At 53.1% G+C, this 18,903-nt stretch carries 15 protein-coding genes; 9 read left to right on the plus strand and 6 right to left on the minus strand.

Going from position 1 to position 18,903, the window contains the following annotated elements:
• Nucleotides 1-33: 33 nt before the first annotated feature.
• Nucleotides 34-2,622, minus strand: coding sequence for an autotransporter family protein (locus tag ACFQPC_RS01935; protein WP_382269962.1), 2,589 nt, complete (start codon nucleotides 2,620-2,622; stop codon nucleotides 34-36).
• A gap of 671 nt (nucleotides 2,623-3,293) precedes the next feature.
• Here ACFQPC_RS01935 and ACFQPC_RS01940 point away from each other — a divergent pair.
• Nucleotides 3,294-4,151, plus strand: coding sequence for a helix-turn-helix domain-containing protein (locus ACFQPC_RS01940; RefSeq protein ID WP_382269963.1), 858 nt, complete (start codon nucleotides 3,294-3,296; stop codon nucleotides 4,149-4,151).
• Between the two features lie 145 nt (nucleotides 4,152-4,296).
• Complete coding sequence (locus ACFQPC_RS01945; protein ID WP_382269964.1) at nucleotides 4,297-4,839, plus strand: GNAT family N-acetyltransferase; 543 nt, start codon at nucleotides 4,297-4,299, stop codon at nucleotides 4,837-4,839.
• A gap of 58 nt (nucleotides 4,840-4,897) precedes the next feature.
• Here the strand turns inward: ACFQPC_RS01945 and ACFQPC_RS01950 are convergent, their stop codons facing one another.
• The 4 genes from ACFQPC_RS01950 to ACFQPC_RS01965 all read right to left on the minus strand — a co-directional run bounded on the left by ACFQPC_RS01950 (nucleotide 4,898) and on the right by ACFQPC_RS01965 (nucleotide 10,855).
• Nucleotides 4,898-8,260, minus strand: coding sequence for an autotransporter domain-containing protein (locus ACFQPC_RS01950; protein ID WP_382269965.1), 3,363 nt, complete (start codon nucleotides 8,258-8,260; stop codon nucleotides 4,898-4,900).
• Between the two features lie 482 nt (nucleotides 8,261-8,742).
• Complete coding sequence (locus ACFQPC_RS01955; protein ID WP_382269966.1) at nucleotides 8,743-9,087, minus strand: ferredoxin family protein; 345 nt, start codon at nucleotides 9,085-9,087, stop codon at nucleotides 8,743-8,745.
• 19 nt (nucleotides 9,088-9,106) lie between these two features.
• Nucleotides 9,107-9,499 (minus strand): cupin domain-containing protein, encoded by a 393-nt coding sequence (locus ACFQPC_RS01960; protein ID WP_382269967.1) that lies wholly within the window; start codon nucleotides 9,497-9,499, stop codon nucleotides 9,107-9,109.
• Between the two features lie 42 nt (nucleotides 9,500-9,541).
• A complete protein-coding gene (locus tag ACFQPC_RS01965) occupies nucleotides 9,542-10,855 on the minus strand; it encodes an MFS transporter (RefSeq protein WP_382269968.1) in 1,314 nt (437 codons plus the stop codon).
• A gap of 239 nt (nucleotides 10,856-11,094) precedes the next feature.
• Between ACFQPC_RS01965 and ACFQPC_RS01970 the strand changes: the two genes are divergently transcribed.
• The 5 genes from ACFQPC_RS01970 (at nucleotide 11,095) to ACFQPC_RS01990 (ending at nucleotide 16,820) form a co-directional block, all read left to right on the plus strand.
• Complete coding sequence (locus ACFQPC_RS01970) at nucleotides 11,095-11,715, plus strand: DJ-1/PfpI family protein (protein ID WP_382269969.1); 621 nt, start codon at nucleotides 11,095-11,097, stop codon at nucleotides 11,713-11,715.
• A 2-nt stretch (nucleotides 11,716-11,717) separates the two neighbouring features.
• On the plus strand, nucleotides 11,718-12,383 hold the full coding sequence (locus ACFQPC_RS01975; protein ID WP_382269970.1) for a helix-turn-helix domain-containing protein: 666 nt from the start codon (nucleotides 11,718-11,720) through the stop codon (nucleotides 12,381-12,383).
• Between the two features lie 245 nt (nucleotides 12,384-12,628).
• The gene (locus ACFQPC_RS01980; RefSeq protein WP_382269971.1) at nucleotides 12,629-14,770 is read left to right on the plus strand and encodes a TonB-dependent receptor; all 2,142 of its coding nucleotides are present in this window, start codon (nucleotides 12,629-12,631) and stop codon (nucleotides 14,768-14,770) included.
• A gap of 96 nt (nucleotides 14,771-14,866) precedes the next feature.
• Entirely contained in the window at nucleotides 14,867-15,547 is a 681-nt protein-coding gene (locus tag ACFQPC_RS01985; protein ID WP_382269972.1) for a response regulator transcription factor, read from the plus strand.
• A complete protein-coding gene (locus ACFQPC_RS01990) occupies nucleotides 15,540-16,820 on the plus strand; it encodes a sensor histidine kinase (protein ID WP_382269973.1) in 1,281 nt (426 codons plus the stop codon). Before ACFQPC_RS01985 ends, ACFQPC_RS01990 begins: the two co-directional genes overlap by 8 nt.
• Nucleotides 16,821-17,074: 254 nt before the next feature.
• Here ACFQPC_RS01990 and ACFQPC_RS01995 read toward each other — a convergent pair whose 3' ends face one another.
• A complete protein-coding gene (locus ACFQPC_RS01995) occupies nucleotides 17,075-17,413 on the minus strand; it encodes a hypothetical protein (RefSeq protein ID WP_382269974.1) in 339 nt (112 codons plus the stop codon).
• Nucleotides 17,414-17,698: 285 nt separating this feature from the next.
• Here ACFQPC_RS01995 and ACFQPC_RS02000 point away from each other — a divergent pair, with 285 nt between their 5' ends.
• Together ACFQPC_RS02000 and ACFQPC_RS02005 are read left to right on the plus strand one after the other, a co-directional pair.
• Nucleotides 17,699-18,352 carry a secretin and TonB N-terminal domain-containing protein gene (locus tag ACFQPC_RS02000; protein WP_382269975.1) on the plus strand — a complete coding sequence of 218 codons (654 nt, stop codon included), beginning with the start codon at nucleotides 17,699-17,701 and terminating at the stop codon, nucleotides 18,350-18,352.
• 2 nt (nucleotides 18,353-18,354) lie between these two features.
• The gene (locus ACFQPC_RS02005) at nucleotides 18,355-18,903 is read left to right on the plus strand and encodes an RNA polymerase sigma factor (protein WP_382269976.1); all 549 of its coding nucleotides are present in this window, start codon (nucleotides 18,355-18,357) and stop codon (nucleotides 18,901-18,903) included.

An 18,903-nucleotide genomic window follows, 5' to 3' on the forward strand; every position in this document is an offset into this window, starting at 1 on the left:
CCGTGAGTTATGACTATCGGGCAGGTATCACGACTAGAACGCCATCCTGATTCCCAAGGTGGCGGTGAAGACATGGCTATCGCCGAAGTTCTTCAGGCTGGTATTGAACATGCCTTGTCCGTAGACCATGTACTTGCCATCGGCCCAGCTATACGAAGTTCCCGCGCCTATCCCGCCCCATAAGCGCTCATTGCGATTGGCGAAACCAACACCTGCAATGTCAACCCGTGTGCCGTCCAGGAACTCGTTGTACAGATTGACGATGGCGTAGTGCCGCTGATGCCTGGCTTTGCCGCTGCCGTCCAGCGATGCGCTTTCATGCGCTAATGACAGTCCCAGTCGTCCCAGCAGGCTGGTTCCTTTTTCGAGCGTGACTTGCGCGCCGAAGGCATCCTTGAAACTGTCAAACCTGATCTTCGAATAAATCAGCTGTGCCTGCGGTGTCAGTGTCCAGCCTGCCGCCTGCTTGAAGTCCAGGCCGAGCTCGCTTGATATTGCATAGCCGCTGCCGTTGTTGCCATTGACGAGAGCAGCACCGGTCAATTTTGAACTCAGGTCGCTGTCGTAGACGTTGAACTGCAATTGGTTGTCGACATACAAGCCGTTGTTGCCAAACCAGCTCAGGGTCGCGCCCACACCGTAAGCATTGGTATTGATGTTGCCGGCACCGAAAGGTGACGAAGTTGCGGTGCGGCCATTGATGTATTGCGCAAACAGGCCGCCTATCAGTTGTCCGGATGCGGCATCTTCATGCAGCAGGGCGTCGACCCCGGCTTGCAGTTTGTAGATATTGCTGTCGTAGTTGGCCTGGCTCGCCGAGAGGGCCGGCTTGATACTGTGATGGCTGCCTTCCATCCGGCCCCAGGTACCAGTACGTACTGCGTCGTTGTTTCCCGCGTTGATGCCGCTGGCATCGGTCCAGACCCGGTTGCCCAGCCGCTGTTGCAATGTTGCGAGGGTGTTGAGTTCCAGCAGGGCTTGCGGATAGGCTTCATAGCTGGGGACACCGGCTTGGTATAGCGGTATATCGGTTCGTTCTATCAGTTGCGAGCGCAAATACCAGTCGCCATCATTCGGGCTATTGATACCGTTCTTGTGCAGGGTGTAAGCATAGGCCCCACCGACGACTGCTTGCCGACCCTGGATGACATAGTCACTACTGAGGGAAAAGTCGGCGTTGGAAGCACCTGTGACGTCAATGATTTTGATGCCGTTGACTGTCTGCGCGCCGCTACCGCCGACATTCCTGATCCTGATTTTGGCGGAGCCTGCGGTGTTAGCTTCGACGATCAGTTTGTCGGTCAGTGAGTTATCGTCACCGAGTACGGTGTTGAGCTGGATAGTGCCGTTGTTTGAATTAAAGTCATTCTTGACCGTTAAGGTCATTGGACTGAAATTTGTATTGTTGGTGTAAATCAGCGATGAATCGATCAGCGACAGATTGCTGACTGTCGAGTCTCCGGTCATATTCCAGGCGGAGTTTGCACCGCTGATATTCAGCTTGATGATGCCCTGGCTTTCTAAGTTTGCTTTTCCCGTGAGTGCGCTGTGGTCACCCATCCACAAATCAATGACGCCAGCATTCTTCGCCAGCATATTGCCGTTGATACGGTAGACCTTGTCTTTGACGATCTGGCCGGTTTCGCTATCGTAGGATTTGATGCTGGCGATTTTTCCGTTTTGATCTTTGCCGTCGGCGGCGTTGAAACTGTCAACGTAGAGCGCGTAGGCATCCTTTCCTTTTACATCAATAGATACATTACCGATTAGCTCAATCGAACCCGCATAGTCTTGCTTGCCCCTGTTGGCGGAGCTGTAGTAATAGTCGCCCGCAACCCTTTGCGCCACCACGCCATGCGCACGATCTCCATTGGTTACGATGTCGATATTTTTTGCTTTGATATATGCGTGTCCATTGGCAAATATCGCATGCGCTCCGCGACCATCAGTCGTGATCCTGTGAACATCGCTATCTTTTCCGAGTAAATAAATTTCACCCGGACCTTCTGCCTTGCAAGCATATAAAGGCAGGCCAAAAGGACCGCAGCCATTTTCATTGTTACCTGCATAGACCGCGTAACCGGAATTGTCACTGCCTTCGCCTTTGGTGCTGATATCGGACTTGCCTTTCAGGATGATGCTATGGGCGCCGGTACTGCCCAGGATGGCGGACGATACCGCACGGATGCCCATGCCATGTTCCGTCCTGATCCTTGTATTGCCATTGACGGTCAATTTGGAGTCGGTCGCATCACGGCCCAGGTTGATGCCGTCGGCGCTATAGCCGGTCGTGGTCACATTCAGGTTGTTGAAAACGACGGTCGGCCCCCAATTGTTAAGGCGAACACCATCCGCTGCGCTGCCCGAAGTCGTGATCGTGAAATCCTTGTATTGCGTCTGGTTCGACCACTGCACATAGCCAAAGTTATTGTCCGTCGTGGTTGTGATATTGACGGAGTCATAGTCTTTTAACTGCTTGCCACCGTGTGCATTGGGATCGTATTGCGCATTTGCCGCACACACCAGCGCATTGCCATCCACGCTGCAACCGTCAGCAGCCACTACGCTATTACTTAAACCCAAGGACAATAAAGCTATGGCATAAGTCAATTCTTGTTTCATTTTGCAAGCCTCGTAACGATGACTCTGGCCAGGTCGAGCGACACACTGATTGGGTGCCGCACGCTTGAATGACGGCTCGTATCAGCGCGAGTGTTTAATTCAGTGAAAGGGGTAGTACTACGAGGAGGATTGTCGGAGTTCGAGCGGAAGAACGTATCTGACGATCGTTCGTTAGCGGTACTTTCGTCCGCAAATTTTCTAAACAATCGTTAACGGATGGATCGCAATAAAAAGTTTGGGATGGAATATTTTTTAGCGACTGCCGTAAGAAATATATATCTATAAACAAGGAGGGTGATCAACACATATTTCCATGCAGAAACTTTTCAGCTGTTAACGCGTGAGAAAAAATGTGGGAGTGTAAGAAGCGACGCAGTCAGTCTGTTTTATGTATCAAGCGACAGTTTTCATGCAATGAATTGATAACGATTGTTACGTATGTTTACAGCGGAAAAATTGCTGATAAGATAGAGATGCAAGACAAGATAAAAGCGAATATTTTGCAAAAAAATTACACTTGATAGTCGGGCATCAGAATGGGCCAAATATTTTCAACTGAAAATACGCAATTGCCTCCCTCGTCGTCCATATCTTTGCCCGGCGAATCTGCCAACATCCATACTCCCCGCAAGAAAATAGTACGTCCGGAATTCCTGCTTAAGGAAACACCGATGGTGTTTGATGCAAGCCGCGAAATCATACGCAGCAGCGACGGCTTGCAATGGTCAAATATGGCGGCGGTACTCGCACGCACCGATCCCTTTGAAGAATTTGTTCCACCTATTTCGCCCCTGTTCATAGCGGTCCCCCAGCAGAAAATCAACATCGTGCTGGAAAAAGACGGCAAGACCTTTCAGGGAGAAATGGCAGCCAATAGCCACAATATTATTGCGCCGGGAAACGGCTATGCGGTGCAAGGCCTGGACTTGATTAATGCTTTTTATGTCTATATCAAGAATGAGATATTGCGCGAGCTGGCGGATGAAATTTACGGTCGGCGACTTGAGGAAATTGATTTGCTCGCGCCGACTGAAACGGCCGATCCCAGCCTGTCTTATTTGCTGAATACTTGCAAGCATATGCTGAGTGAGCCTGCCGGCAGCAGTTTGAGTAGCGACTATCTGGCGCAGGCGATAGTGGCTTGCGTCTTTGCCCGGCATTCGCAATTACGGGATGTGCCACGCATAGCCGAAAGCAGGATTCCGCTATCCCAGGCGCAGATGCAACGGATCAACGATTATTTACAAGCCAATCTGGATGGCAGTTTCCAGGTTGCTGACCTGGCCGCCGTCATAGGCCTGAGCCGGACCATATTCTTCGAGCGTTTTACCGTGACTACCAAGGCTACGCCTAATCAGTATTTGCAGGTATTACGCATCAATCGGGCCAAGCAACTGCTACGCGATGGGAAGTTATCGCTGGTGGACATAGCCTTTGCCTGCGGTTATGCGGATCAGTCGCATCTTGCGCGTTTTTTCAAACGCTTTGTCGGCGTGGCGCCGGGCCGCTACCGCAAGGATACGCATTAGCTACAACGCGGGTCACCGAACACAGCCCGGGGATCAGGTATTAACTAAGAACATATCGCCTGCTATCGATATGCCCATCCTTTGTTTGTTCTCCATAGAAAGGCAAGGCACACTCCGTTTTTGCACAATATCCGAGGTCAATCTCATGCCTGCAGTATTGCCAAATGATTTAAGGACATCGCGGCTAATCCTGCACGAACCGCGGCCTGAAGATGCATCGCTTATCTTTCAGTCATATGCGCAAGACGAACGCGTCAGCCGTTACCTGATCTGGAAACCGAACACCAGGCTTGCGGAAACCGAATCGTTTATAGATGGTTGCTTGCAGGGCCGCCTGGATGGCAATCGCTATGCGTATGTGTTGGTTCTGCCATCCGATGACGATATCCCGATCGGGATGCTGGATGCGAAGATTAGCTTGCATGGCGTTGAAATAGGATACGTACTATCGCCTGTGCATTGGGGTAAAGCGTATATGGCCGAGGCAGTTGCTGCATTCGCAGAAGCGGTACTGGCAATGCCGGAACATTTTCGTGTCCAGGCATATTGCGATGTCGATAATCCGGCGTCTGCCCGGACGCTGGAAAACGCGGGCTTCCATCGCGAAGGACGTTTGGAAAGATTTATCGTCCATCCCAATATCAGCAGGGAGCCACGCGCCTGCTATTTATATGCGCGTTGCAAATGACATGGGCTTATCTATTTACAGTGTTGTGTCGATCAGGGCGCGCCAGCCTTCCATTTAATCAAAATGCCCACTTGGCCCGTACCGAGGCCGTCTGGTTCAGATAATCGCTACGGCCTTCTGCGTCGTAACGCAATGCGACTTCGGTACCGTTCACAGTGGTGTGGACCAAGCCTATCCCGCCACGTAGCAGCCACGGTGAATGAGCTATGCCGGTAGTGACGAAGGCCTGTCCCGGCGCACCGGCATACGCAGCCACGATATTGCCGCGTTTATTGATGGTGTCGTAGCCGACGCCGAAGTTAGCGTCCAGGCGGGATACAGCGGAGTAGCGGTGCTGCAGATGCGCGTCAGCCCCGAGTACAAAGGCATCAGTCTTTTGTGCATCCACATTCAAATTCAAGGCGTTCGCACCTGTCTCGCTATAGCTTTGTGATTTGAGCCAGCTATAGTCGGCGCGCAAGCCCGGTGTCAGCGTCGTTGCACTGCTGAGTGCGATTTGCTGTGTAAGCGCAGCACCAAGGTGGGCGCTATACGTGCGGTAGTCGGCAGTCGCACTGCGGTTCAAGCCGCCGAATTCAATCTGGCGCGTGCTCTTGTTGTTGTTCATGCCGAGATCTGCCTGCCAGGAAATGCTGCGTGCATTGCCTATGTCCTTGCTGCCATAAGCAGACAGGATATGTGAATCGATATTCGCGCGTTGTGCGGTGCCGGCCAGCTCGGTATTGCCGTTGACAGATGTCTTGGCGTAACCATAAGCGACACCGAAGCGTGCATCCGCTGCAATCTGTGCATCGGCACCGAAGGCCATGCCCCAGCTATCGGCGGTGAAGCCGGACGTGCCATTACGGTCATCCTGTTCGGCACGCGAACCAAAGGCACGCGCCCATGCTTCTTTGCTTAGCAATGCATCGCCGGAAGACACGCCGCTCGCGGTGTCGTTCCGGTTTTGTACCAGGCGCTGGAAGGAGGTCAGCGTGTTTAGGATGGCTTGATTGCCTGATACCAGTGGCAAGGTCTGTGTTGCCGCACGTGCGACATCGCGATTGGTCGACAGTTGACCGAATGCGTTGATGACATTACCCATGTCACCCGTGACACTATTATTCAGTTGCGTATCGAGTACATCGGCCGCGCCCATGGTTGCCCAATGACGGCGTTCGACGACTGCATCACGAATGCCGGTCGCACTATTGGAAACGACGCGCAGATCGATGGAATTGGCATTTCCGATGGCGCGGAAATTGAAGAGTGCCGAGTTATCCGTGACTCTAAAGTCGGATGATGTCAGGCCCGTATCCGCTTTGACGACATCGGTCAGGATATTGCCGAGTGCCAGTGTATTGATCGGATTCACATTGACATCCAGCCTGGTGCCAGCCGCGAAGGAGGCGTTGCCTGTAACATGGAGTTTGCTGTAATTACTGCTGCTCGTTGCATCGATACGCAAAGTGGCGTTGATGTTCTGGGTGTAGTTGCCGTCTATGGTCAGGATATCCGCATCCGAATGGACGGTACCGCCATCCATCACTGTCGTATTTTTGACCATACCCGAGCCGGCCAATGTGCCACCGTTATTGACGTTGACTGCACCGGCGAGACTGCCGGTATTGGCGATACGCAGGATGCCGGCATTGATTTCAGTGTCACCACCGTAAGTGTTGGCAGCAGTAAGCGTCAATGTACCGAGGCCGAGCTTGCTCAGGCCGCCGCTGCCATTCAATATGGTGTTGATACCGATATTGTATGTATTGGTATCGAAGTAGGCGCCGGCGCTGCCGATGACGATATCCGAGCTTGCCAGGTTGCGCAGGAAGTTGGTTTCGTTGCCGGTGGCGCGCAGGATGCCGCCGTTCCAGTTAAACGCAACAGTGCCGGCACCTTTCGTCACATAAGCTGTCTCCAGCACACCGCGTGCCGCACTGCTGCCATTGAGTTGGATGCTTGCATTACCGGATAAAGAGTTTGTAAGTTGTGTGTACTGGCTGCTGTGAACTATTCCACCGTTTTCGATGGTGAGTTCGCCTGTACCATCGTAACCAATAGTGAGAGATCTGGAGGCCGTCCATTTGGAATTGATGTCGCTAACCGTTACCGTGCCGTTGGCGCTTGGGCCGCTACCGATATCGCCCCAGGTACTTGTTACTGTTCCACCGTTTGTTATCGTGAGTTCGCCGGTCCCGTGGTTGCCAACCGTGAGATAGTTTGAATTGTTCCATGTCGAACCGGTGCCGCTAACGCTTACAGTTCCGCTGCTACCGGCAAGCGTGGCGATCCGGCCTATAGTGTTTTCCACCTTTCCGCCATTGGCGATGGTAAGCGTACCAGTGCCAGAGTAGCCAACATCAAGCAGCCCTGAATTTGTCCACTTATTGCCATTCCCTTCGACTTTTACTGTAGCGGATTGGTTAATGTCGCTACCGGTGTAATCAATCCGCCCGCTCGCGGAACTGATGTCACCGGCAATGGCAAGTGTGCCTTCTTCAACACCGATTTGCGACAGCACGCCTGAACTATTGCCGTTGAGCGTCAAGGTTCCTGTGCCGAGTTTGGTGAAATCACCCGAGCCACCCAGGCTGGCGGCATTGAGGCCGACATTGTAGGTATTCGTATCAAAGTAAGCGCCGCCGCCGATGATGACATCCGCGCTGGTCAGATTGCGAAGGAAATTGCTTTCGTTGCCGGTGGCACGCAGAATGCCGCCGTTCCAGTTGATGCGCGCCGTGCCGGTACCCTTATTCACATATCCAGTCTCAAGGATGCCGCGTACGCCACCGGTAGCGTTCAGGTTGAGTGTGCCGGAGCCTGAATTGTCCTGCGTCAGTAGGATGTTGTTGCCGCGCACCGTGCCACCATTGTCGATGGTGACGGTGCCGTTACCACTACTGCCAATTTCAAAAATATTCGACGATACATCCAAGCGGGAATCCGTTCCCGTCACATTGATTTTGCCAGTGCCGGCTGAAGTGAGGCCGACATAGATTAGGCTAGTATTTACCCGGCCGCCATTTTCGATATTGAGCTCACCGTTACCGCCTTCGCCAACATAAAGGGAGGAGGTAGTATTCCATGTCGCTGTCGCACCCTTTACATTTACCGTGCCGCTAGCATCGTTTGCACCGATAAGGCCTACGATATTGGTAACTATTCCACCCGGGATGATGTTGAGTGTGCCGTCAGTCACACTACCTACAAAGAGTAGGTTTTCAGTCCAGGGTGATGCATGATCGCCCGGCACCGTCACTGTTTGCCCGCCGTCTATGATTGTGTTTGCCATTGCAGTACCCACAAACATGCCCAGTGTCATTGCCGCCAAGGGCTTGCAAATGGCACCACTGGTTTTGCCTGCACCTCGTGCCAGTTCAGACACCACCTGCCATATACCCAGGCGTCGATTGAAAATGGATTTATAGCTGTGATTCATGACTGGCACTTCCCTCAACATCATCGTTTGATTTGAAATTACCTCCGACTATAGGGAACAGAATTCCATTTGTATCTACTGCAAATGCAGTAGACGACGTTACTTGGAATGACTTGGTTACGGGATTTGAAACAAAAAAGATATCCCCAGATTCTGTGGATAACTTTGCGGGAAATATGGCGATAGCGAGTATCCATGCGACTTGCATCGGCATTGTCATGATTTAGGCAGGACTATGCGCTGATAAGCGGCAGGCTTAAATTACAAAAATTATTTATAAGAAAAAATCTTAAATTATTTATGGCGTGATGCGATGGGATGTCTGTTTTTCTCTGATTTCCAGGTAAAGCAACACAAGGATGATGTGAATAGCAGGGATGTTGTGTTTGAAGACGAAGGGAAATTGAAGTGGTGCAGCAATAAAATTCCGGGGGATGTCAGCCCCCCCCGGGAATTCATGGCTTAGCTGTAAAACCACCTGCTTACTTTGCTGCGAGGTCAGGCGCGTAGAGCAGGAACTCCTTCTTGTCTGCAACGCCTATCCAGTCTTCCGCATCCGCCGGAACCGTTCCTTTCTGTGTAATGGCCGGCCAGCTTAGCGCAAGGCGCGCATTCAACTCCACGAATACGAGTTCCTTTTCCGTTGCATCACCCTTGGCCTTGATCGCCTGGGTGGGGCAAACCATTTCACATAGCCCGCAGTTCACACAGGTATCCGGATTGATCACGACGAAGTTTGCGCCGGCATGGAAGGCATAGGTCGGACAGACTTCTATGCAATCCATGAATTTGCAGCGGATGCAGGCTTCGGTAACGATATAGGCCATGTGCAGACTCTAGTGCAGCTCAGAATCCGGAATCAACATCAAAGAAGACGTTGGGTTTGCGGTAGACGGCGAGGATGATGCAGCCTTCATCCGAACGCGTTTCATGCAAGGAGCCAGGTTTGCGCCAGGTATATTCGCCGGCCCGGGCGATGCCGTCGTGGTCATAGAAAGAGCCTTCGACGACATAGGTCTGTTCTATTTCCGGGTGACGGTGGAAGGGCAGGATGGTGCCCGGTTCCCATTTCAACAGGCAGGTCAATTCACCTTTGGACGGGTCTTCGTACAAGACCTTGATCTGTATGCCTTTGTGTTTGGTCGGCTTCCATTCCAGTTCCGCCGGTTTGACATAGGTCGAACCATTGATGGTTGGTTCCAGTTTGCCCTTTAAACGGGTTTCTGTGACTGTGCTCATTTCCTTCTCCTTTAAAAAACGCGGGCATCCCGCAAAAAATTCTTACAACGATTCGTGACGTGTTTCGCGTGCTGCAATGGCGGCAACGAGGGTGACGGCGGCCAGCAGGATCAACATGATGGAGACCCCGGTCGTGCCACCGAAGTAAGCCATCAGGCCGGTGGCGATGATCGGTGAGAGGCCGCCGCCGACCGCCGCTGCCACCTGGAAGCCGAGGGTGGCACCGCTATAGCGCACGTTGGCACCGAACAGTTCCGGGAAGTAGGTGGCTTCCGGTGCAAACATGAAACCGTGGCCGAGGCTGAGCGCGACGATCATCACGCCGATAATGATGGCACTGTCCTTGGTCTCAAGCAGGGTGAAGAGCGGGAAGGCCAGTGCCACTGTGAAGAGTGCACCCCAGATATACATCGGTCGTCGCCCGACCTTGTCCGATAGCAGGCCAAACAATGGAATCGTGATCACTTCCACCAATGCCGCATAAAGGATGCCGTCGAGGATGAGCGACTTGGGTAATTGCAGATTGTTGGTCGCATGTACCACGATGAACACGGTCAGGATGTAGACCCAGGAAACCTCGGAGATCTTCAGGCCGATGGCGGTCAGGAAGGCGCGTGGGTTTTTGAGGATGGCGTCGAGTACCGGTTGTTTGGATAGCTCGTTCTTGGCCTTCATTTGCAAAAAGATCGGCGACTCTTCCACTTTGCTGCGTATCACATAGCCGACCACGACCAGCACGATGCTCAACAGGAAGGGGATGCGCCAGCCCCAGGACAGGAAGTCGGCTTCCGGCAGTTTCGATACGATGGCAAAGACGCCGGTGGCGAGCACCAGGCCCAATGGAAAACCAACCTGCACCAGGCTGCCATAGAAGCCGCGACGATGTTTCGGTGCGTGTTCCAGTACCATCAGCGCCGCGCCGCCCCATTCGCCGCCGAGTCCGACGCCCTGGATGAAGCGCAGGATGATCAGCAGGGCCGGGGCCCAGATACCGATGTGTTCATAGGTCGGCAGGCAACCGATGAGGACGGTGCCTATCCCCATGATGAACATGGTCAGCAATAACATCGACTTGCGCCCGACGCGATCACCGAAGTGACCGAAGATGGCGCCACCCAGTGGTCGCGCAAAGAAGCCCACTGCATACGTACCCAGGGCCGCCAGCGTACCGATGACCGGTGATACATTGGGGAAAAACAGTTTGTTGAATACCAGGGCCGCAGCCATACCGTAAATCAGGAAGTCATACCATTCGATGATGGTGCCGATGGAACTCGCTGCCGCAATCGTTCCGATTTTTGATTTCTTCACTCCTCTGCTGGCGACGCTGACGTCGCCGCTTGTCGATATTTCCATTCCTTGTCTCCTTCGTGTGTTTTTACGGAGTGGTTAGATATCGGACTTGGTTTCCCGGCGAAAGAAGAGAGGTTCTTAATATGAAACTATTTCTCTGCGCAATCTCTACTTGGGCAACAAATACGTATCAATATTCCACTTCTTTCGGCATCAACTTCTCAGTTGATGAAACAAAATATATGATAAGGTATACAAATAGTAAACTTAAACTTTAAAAGTTTCACAAAAAGGAGACGGAAATGAAATTCGGAATCTTTGTATATCCAGATGTAGAACCTGTTGATTTGGCAACTTTTGGTGTGCTGTCGATGGCACGTCGTGCCTACCCCGATATCCAGATTCATACGATTGCGCCGACCAGCGGCGAAGTGTTGCTGGCCAACGGTTTACGGGTGATAGCAGAGTACGGGGTTGACGATGCGCCGGCCTTCGATGTGATCGTGGTGACGGGTGGCGCAGGGTGGAAAGAGCAGGTGAAGAATCCGGCGACGCTGGCATTTTTGAAGGCGAGGTCGCGGGATACGGTAATGACCTCGGTTTGCACCGGTGGTATGATACTCGCAGCCGCAGGAGTTCTTAATGGGAAACAAGCGACAACAAAATGTGAAGTCATCCCACCGGAAATATCCCCGTTGTCCCTGATGAAGGAACAGTACAAGGATATTGCGACTGTCCATAGCAGCGTGGTGGATCAGCAGACGGTGGTGACCGGTGGTGGCGTGACACTATGCATAGACGTGATGTTGCACCTGTTGAAAACACGCATCAGTCCCGAGGTAGCAAACGAAACCGCACGCATCATTGAGTACAGTCGTGCGTGGCAGGCAAATAAAGCAGCATTACCCCCTATAGAATCGTAAATATGGCAGAAGCAATTACTACTGATTTACCTCCCGAACTGTCTGATATTGAACTTCGTCTTGGTCGCCGGGTTTCTGAATTACGTACTGCGCGCGGTTATACGCAGGACCGGCTGGCAAGCGAGACGGGGTTCACCAAAGGTTATCTTTCGAAGATAGAAAATTCGAAGATCATTCCGCCGATAGGTACGCTGATCAAGATCGCGCAAGCCTTGCACACTGATCTTGCCGAGCTGCTTGGAACGGAAACCGCCGAGCGCAGCGATGCCATTTGTATCGTGCGTTCATGGGAGCGTGAATCGGTAGTACATGGCGAAGAAGCCTTCGGCTATGACTATGTAGCGCTGGCGAACAAGCGCCGCCATAAGCGCATGGAACCCTTCATCATGGTGTTCCCGAATGAGATGGCGCATGAAATGCGCTTCGATCATGAAGGAGAGGAATTCCTCTTTGTGACCGATGGCAAAGTAGAGTTCAGTTTCATGATCGACGGCCGTGAGCAGCAGTGGATATTGTCGGCCGGCGACAGCCTGTATTTCGATTCCAACATCCCGCATCGCGGCCGCAGCATCAAGGGTGAATCCAAAGCCCTGGTCGTCATCTTCCGCCCACCGGATCAAGCGGATGACGCGCCGAAGCGGCCGCCACTTACCATCTTTGGCAGCTAAGGCTGCTTCAGCTTTTCCCCTAGTTGTAGATCCATGTTGGCAGGTGAGCGAAGGACTTCGCTTGCCTTGCCGGCTGCCTGACCGTCCGATGTAATTTCGCAACGCCTCCCCGCATTAAGCCTCGCCACTCACAAAAACCTCACAAGCCGCTCAGTATCCTTGCGCTCATTCCGAAATAAGAACGATTTTTATTTCGTTTCAGCCAGCCATCCGCCAGCCAGCCATCAAAATCAGTGAGGATTTGCATGTCACAAGTAAAAAAAGGCGGGCAGGCCAAGGGCTGCCTGATCATTAATGCAAGCATATGTAGTGCACTCGTAGGTATGGCCGTCAGCGCCATGTCGGGTGAAGTCCAGGCGCAAACACATTTGCCGGCAGTCGAAGTCAAGGCGGATGCCGAAGGCTATAAAGCGCGGGAAACCATCGCCGCTACCAAGACCGATACCGCATTGCGCGATATTCCACAGTCGATCAGCGTCGTCACCAAGAAACAGATCGAAGACCAGGCGGCACAAAGCCTGGCCGAAGCGCTGTTGTACGTTCCGGGCGTAGGCTTTGCGCAAGGCGAGGGTAACCGCGAAACACCGATTTTCCGTGGCGTGTCGACTACCGGCGACTTCTTCGTTGACGGCATCCGCGATGACGTGCAGTACTACCGCGACCTGTACAACATAGAACGCGTCGAAGTATTCAAAGGCCCGAATGCGATGATCTTCGGTCGCGGCGCGACCGGCGGCCTGATCAATCGTGTCACCAAGACACCTACGCAAACCGTGATCCGTGATGCATCGCTCACCCTGGGTTCGAACAGCAATCGCCGTGCGACGGTCGATATCAACCAGCCGATTTCGGAAAACCTGAGCTTCCGCCTGAATGGCATGTATGAAGATTCGGACAGCTATCGCGATGGCGTATCGATCAAGCGTAAAGGGATCAACCCGACGCTGTTGATGCGCATCGCACCGAAGACCAACGTCACGCTGGGCTATGAACACTTTGAAGATGACCGTATCGCTGATCGCGGTATTACGTCGTTCGGTGGCAGGCCGGTGAGCGTGGATCCGTCGACCTTCTTTGGCAATGCCGCAGGCAGCCCGACCTGGACCAAGCTGGATGCCTTCACCGCTTTGATCGAACATACTTTCGATAATGGCGTTGAACTGCGCAACCGTACGCGTTGGGCCGATCAGGACAAGTTTTACCAGAACGTGTTTGCTTCCGGGCCTGCAAGTGGTAACACAGCTGCATCTACATTCAGCGTCGGTGCATACAATAATATGACGACGCGTCGCAATTTCTTTAACCAGACTGACGCGATCTTTAAGTTCAATACTGGTGAAGTCAAGCACACATTCCTGGTAGGTACCGAGTTCGGTGAACAGGAAACCACCAATTTCCGTCAAACCGGTACGTTTGCCGGTTCGAGTACAGCGACATTGGGTAATCCGACGAATACCACGCCGGTTACTTATGCCCAGTCTGCGACAGATGCAAACAGCCGTACCAAGGCAAAAATTGCTGCTTTGTACATTCAGGACCAGATCGAACTGACCAAGCAATTGCAAATTATTGCTGGTTTGCGTTACGACAAATTCCAGGTCGACTTCCGTAATAATCGCAACGGTGCTACTACCCGTTCCGACGACGGCCTGGTATCACCACGCGTCGGCCTCGTCTTCAAACCGATCGCGCCATTATCGCTGTACGCTAACTACAGCATTGCTTACCAGCCACGCGCAGGTGAACAATTGGGTTCGCTCAGTGCCGCAGATGCAGATCTGAAGCCAGAGAAATTCAAGAACTATGAACTCGGCGCCAAATGGGATGTGACTGACAAGCTGGCGGCAACCGCTGCCCTGTATCGCCTGGAACGCAGCAATATGCGGGTACTGCTGGATCCAAACAATCCAAACTCGGCGGTTCTCACCGATGGTCAACGTACCGATGGCTTTGAATTGGGACTGACCGGTTATGTAACCAATAACTGGAGCGTGAGCGGTGGTTATGCATACACGGATGCGATCTTCACTAAAGCTATCAGTGCGACCGTACAGGCTGGTGCACGTGTGGCGATGGTGCCGAAGAACACCTTTTCGCTGTGGAATCGCTACGACTTCTCCGAGCGCGTGGGAGCTGGTTTAGGCGCGATCCATCGTACGAAGTCTTTCGCGGCGAATGAACAGACTCCAGCCGGTCCAAATGTAATCCTGCCGGCCTATACACGCTTCGACGCTGCGATGTTCGTCAAAATCGATAAAAACTGGCGTGCACAGTTGAACGTTGAAAACCTGTTCGATAAAGAATATTTCATCAACGCGCACAGCAATACCAACATTACCCCGGGCTCGCCACGTGCATTCCGCGTGACGCTGAACGCTTCCTTCTGATAGCAAGGAAATTGATAAACCTCCCATGCGGCACACGCATGGGAGGTTTTATTGCATTATTCGTCTTGATACTGTGCTTCACCCTAAGGAAGTCTTTTGCAAATCCTCATCATTGAAGATAACAAAGCCATCGCATCCAATCTCTGTGATTACCTGGAAGCGAGGACACATATCGTCGATATCGCCCATGATGGCTTGATGGGATGGCAATTAGCCAAGGCCAATCAATATGACGCCATCCTGCTCGACCTGGGCTTGCCAAAAATGGAAGGCATCAAGTTATGCAAGCGACTGCGGGAAGAGTTGTTGCTGGATACACCTATCCTGATCCTGACTGCACGCGATACCCTGGAAGACAAATTGCTGGGCTTCCAGACCGGCGCGGATGATTACCTGGTCAAGCCTTTTGCGCTGGAAGAAGTCGCCGCGCGCCTCGATGCGCTGCATAAACGCCATCACCGTAAAGTCGCGAGCAAACCATTGCAACTCGGCGAATTGCTGTATGAACCGCGCGCCAAGCGCCTGAGTTACCAGGGTACGGCGGTGGCCTTGCCACCCAAATGCCTGCAATTAATTGAACTGCTGTTGCATGACCCGCAGCGGGTTTACCTGAGGCGCGAAATCGAACGCGAGCTATGGGGCGAGGAGCAGGATTCCAGTGACCGCCTGCGTTATCACATCCGGCTCTTGCGCTCTGCACTGATAGCGGCAGGATTAAGTGACCCGATCCAGACCATCCACGGTGTCGGCTACAGCCTGTTGCATCGCCATGATTAAAACCGACCTCAGATTCAGGATCGCCGCCGCGATTACAGTGACTTGCATCTTGCTGGTCACGATTACCGGCGGGCTCTTATATGCCGCCTCGGAAAAACTGGAAGAGTCGCTGGTGCAGCAATTGGTCTCTGAAGAACTTAATTTCCTGATCCAGCACCATCAAAACCTGCCGTCGCATACGCGGGAAGTCAGCCCCAGCGTCACGCACTACATAGTGGGTAACGTGGCCGAAGAAGCTGCCTTGCCACCGTATGTACGCGGACTGGAGCCCGGCCTGTATGACATCGATATCGGTGAGGGCAGGGGCGAGCGCCATATTGCCTTGCGCGATGTAGGGAGTACACGCTACATCGTGGTGTATGACCTCGGACCGTATGAAGAACGCGAGGAAGAATTCAAATTGCTGGTAGCGGCCCTGCTGCTCCTGATCATAGTCATTACGCCGTTTATCGGCATCTTTCTCTCGAACTTCCTGGTACGCCAGTTGACGCAGCTGACACAAAAAGTGGCGGTATTGTCGCCGGGAGAAACGACTGCACCTTTATATCAGGAGGGCCTGGAACGGGAAGTCGGTATCCTGGCGGGAACGCTGGATGTCTATCAGCAAAGGATTAAAGAGATGCTGCGGCGTGAGCAAGAGTTCACGGCGAATGTGAGCCATGAGTTGCGTACGCCGCTCACCGAGATCCGCACTAGTTGTGAGTTGTTGACGCTTGATGCCGGCCTGTCCGAGAAATCCCGCGCGCGGGTGCTCTATATCGCGAAAGCCGAGCAGGATATGCGTGCACATATGGAAGCGCTGCTGTTCCTGGCGCGTGACCAGGCTGATGCCAGTAAAGAAACGGTGGCCTTGCGCGAGTGTGTGGAGGATATCGTTGCTCCGTTGCGGACGGAAATTGCCGCGAAAAAATTAACGCTGACGGTCGACATCGAGCCACACCTTAGCTTGCAACTAAACCGCAGGGCCTTGCACCTGGTGCTGCTTAATATCCTCAAAAACGCCGTCAACTTTACCGCGACAGGCGGCATACGCCTGAGCTTTGAACATGACAGCTTATTCATCGCAGATACCGGCGTAGGGATAGCGGCAGACGCTTTGCACAGGATATTCGACCGGCATTATCGCGGCAGCGATAGCAGTGACGGCTTCGGTATCGGCCTGGATATTGTCAAAAGAATTTGTGAACGCGAGCAATGGGACATACGCCTGGACAGCAGCCCGGATCATGGAACCACTGTCCGGATTGATTTTCAGCAAGCAAGCGTGGCTTAAGCCGGCACCCATAGCGATAGCTATTGCGGGTTTACTGCTACAGGATGCATAAGCTTATTGGAAAGACTTCGTTGTAAAGCGCTGTATGCACCTGTAATCTGGCGACATTGTTTAACGGGATTGCGTCAGTAATGTCGTGAACATGTGCATGACCATACCGGAGCCGGCGGTTCGAAAATATACCGGTACCAATTCCAGGAAGTGATTTCTCTGTCACTTCTTAAACTTGCAGATTCATATCAACTCACTCCGGCTTATGGTTTGGCCGGTGGCCGCTGCGGATACACCGAGGTACCAAAAGTATTGCCCATACGGTTACTGGTAGCGGCCCGGTTAAATAGACCCAATTGATTGGATGGACGCTGGACGATGGCTTCCGATCCCATTTGTGGCGGGATGGTGCTATTCGGTGTTGCCTTTGGCTGCAGTTTCTGGCTCAGGCAGTTATAGGATGGCGTGCGTACACCATCGACTTCCACTTCGACGCAAGCTGCAGTCCCCGTAGCGGCAGGCGCTGCCGGCTCGGAAGCATGGAGCAATCCTGCATACAGCAAGCCGATGGCTGCGATAGCTGGCAATGAACGTGTACGCATGGTCTTTCCTTTCTATCCTGCGGTGCATGAGGTGGGCCGTGTTTTGCGGATGCTAACAAATCTTTATGTCCTGTCGGTGACATCGTCATTCTTTCAATAGCAGAAAATCTTTTGTGCCGTGCTTGTCACGGCACAGTCATATTTTGACGCTATCGTCTCGACTGTAAATTTCGGCCCGCGCTGACCATGCGTGCGGCGATCGAAGCAGTCCTCCGCCGTTGATCCCCCAGTTAAATGATACGAACGACACGAATATCCGAATCGGGCAGCGACTTCGTACTCTCCATGTGTCTGATTGTGACGCTGATGGCGATGACGCATCAGGCTATTGCCCACGCACTTATACGTTTCGATTTGCCGGAGCAGCCATTGGAAACGGCGCTCGTGACGTTTGGCGGATTGACCGGGTACTCGGTGCTGGTGGCCAGCAACCTGGCTGCCGGACGCAAGGCGGCTGCGGTGGTCGGCGATTTCGAAGCGCGTGAAGCATTGCAGAAATTGCTGGTCAATACCGGCCTGGTGGCACGCTACTCCGGCAGCAATGCGTTTACGCTGGCACCGGACAATGAAGCCGTCACTGCGCCGCCAGGCATTTCCGATGAAAGCAAAAGCAATCGCGTGAGCCTGGGCAAGGGCGGCTATGCGATGGTTTTGCAATCGTCGATTACGCGCATCCTGTGCCGTGCACAGCCGGATGCATTTGGTCGTTACCGTGTCGCCTTCCAGATGTGGATCAATCGCGATGGCTCGGTGCAAGATATGCGCTTGCTGGAGTCGACCGGTTTGCAGGAGCGTGATGCCTTGTTGCAAAAGGCTTTGCGAAATAGTGCGATGGATGTCGCGCCCCCGGCCAGCCTGCCGCAACCCATCAGCATCCTGTTGACGCCACGTCCCGATCCGGCCGCGGATTGCCAGCCCTATATGAACAGGGTGGACTGAGCATGCCGGAAGCTCTTAAAGAATCGTTGCGAGCCTTGTTCCTCAGTCGTTACGCCCAGTTCCGGCGGCATTTGCATTTACGCCTCGGCTCGGAAGACCTGGCGAATGATGCCTTGCATGAAACCTATTTGAAGGTGGAGAGCATGAATGCGCCGAGCGCGATCAAGTATCCATCCGCCTATCTATATAGGATCGCCCTCAATATTGCCGAAGACCAGCGCAAGAGCAATGCGCGCATGCTCAGCGTGCCGGAGATCGAGGGTTTGTATGAACTGGCCGATGAACTGGCCGATCCGGGTCGTACGCTGGAAGCCAAAACCGAAATCGAAGCATTGGAACGCGCATTGGCGGAGCTGCCGAAACGGCGTCGCCTGATCGTGGTCGCGGCCCGCGTCGATGAAATGCCACACCGTGAGATTGCCGTGCGTTTCGGTATTTCAGTGCGGACGGTGGAGAAGGAATTGCGCGCCGGCCTGGAACATTGCTGCGAGCGCATGGGACGGGATTTCATACAGCGCTTCGGTCCCGGCGCCGGAAAACAGTCTAAGTAA

Source organism: Herminiimonas glaciei, assembly GCF_042664955.1.
Classification (GTDB): Bacteria; Pseudomonadota; Gammaproteobacteria; order Burkholderiales; family Burkholderiaceae_D; genus Oxalicibacterium; species Oxalicibacterium glaciei.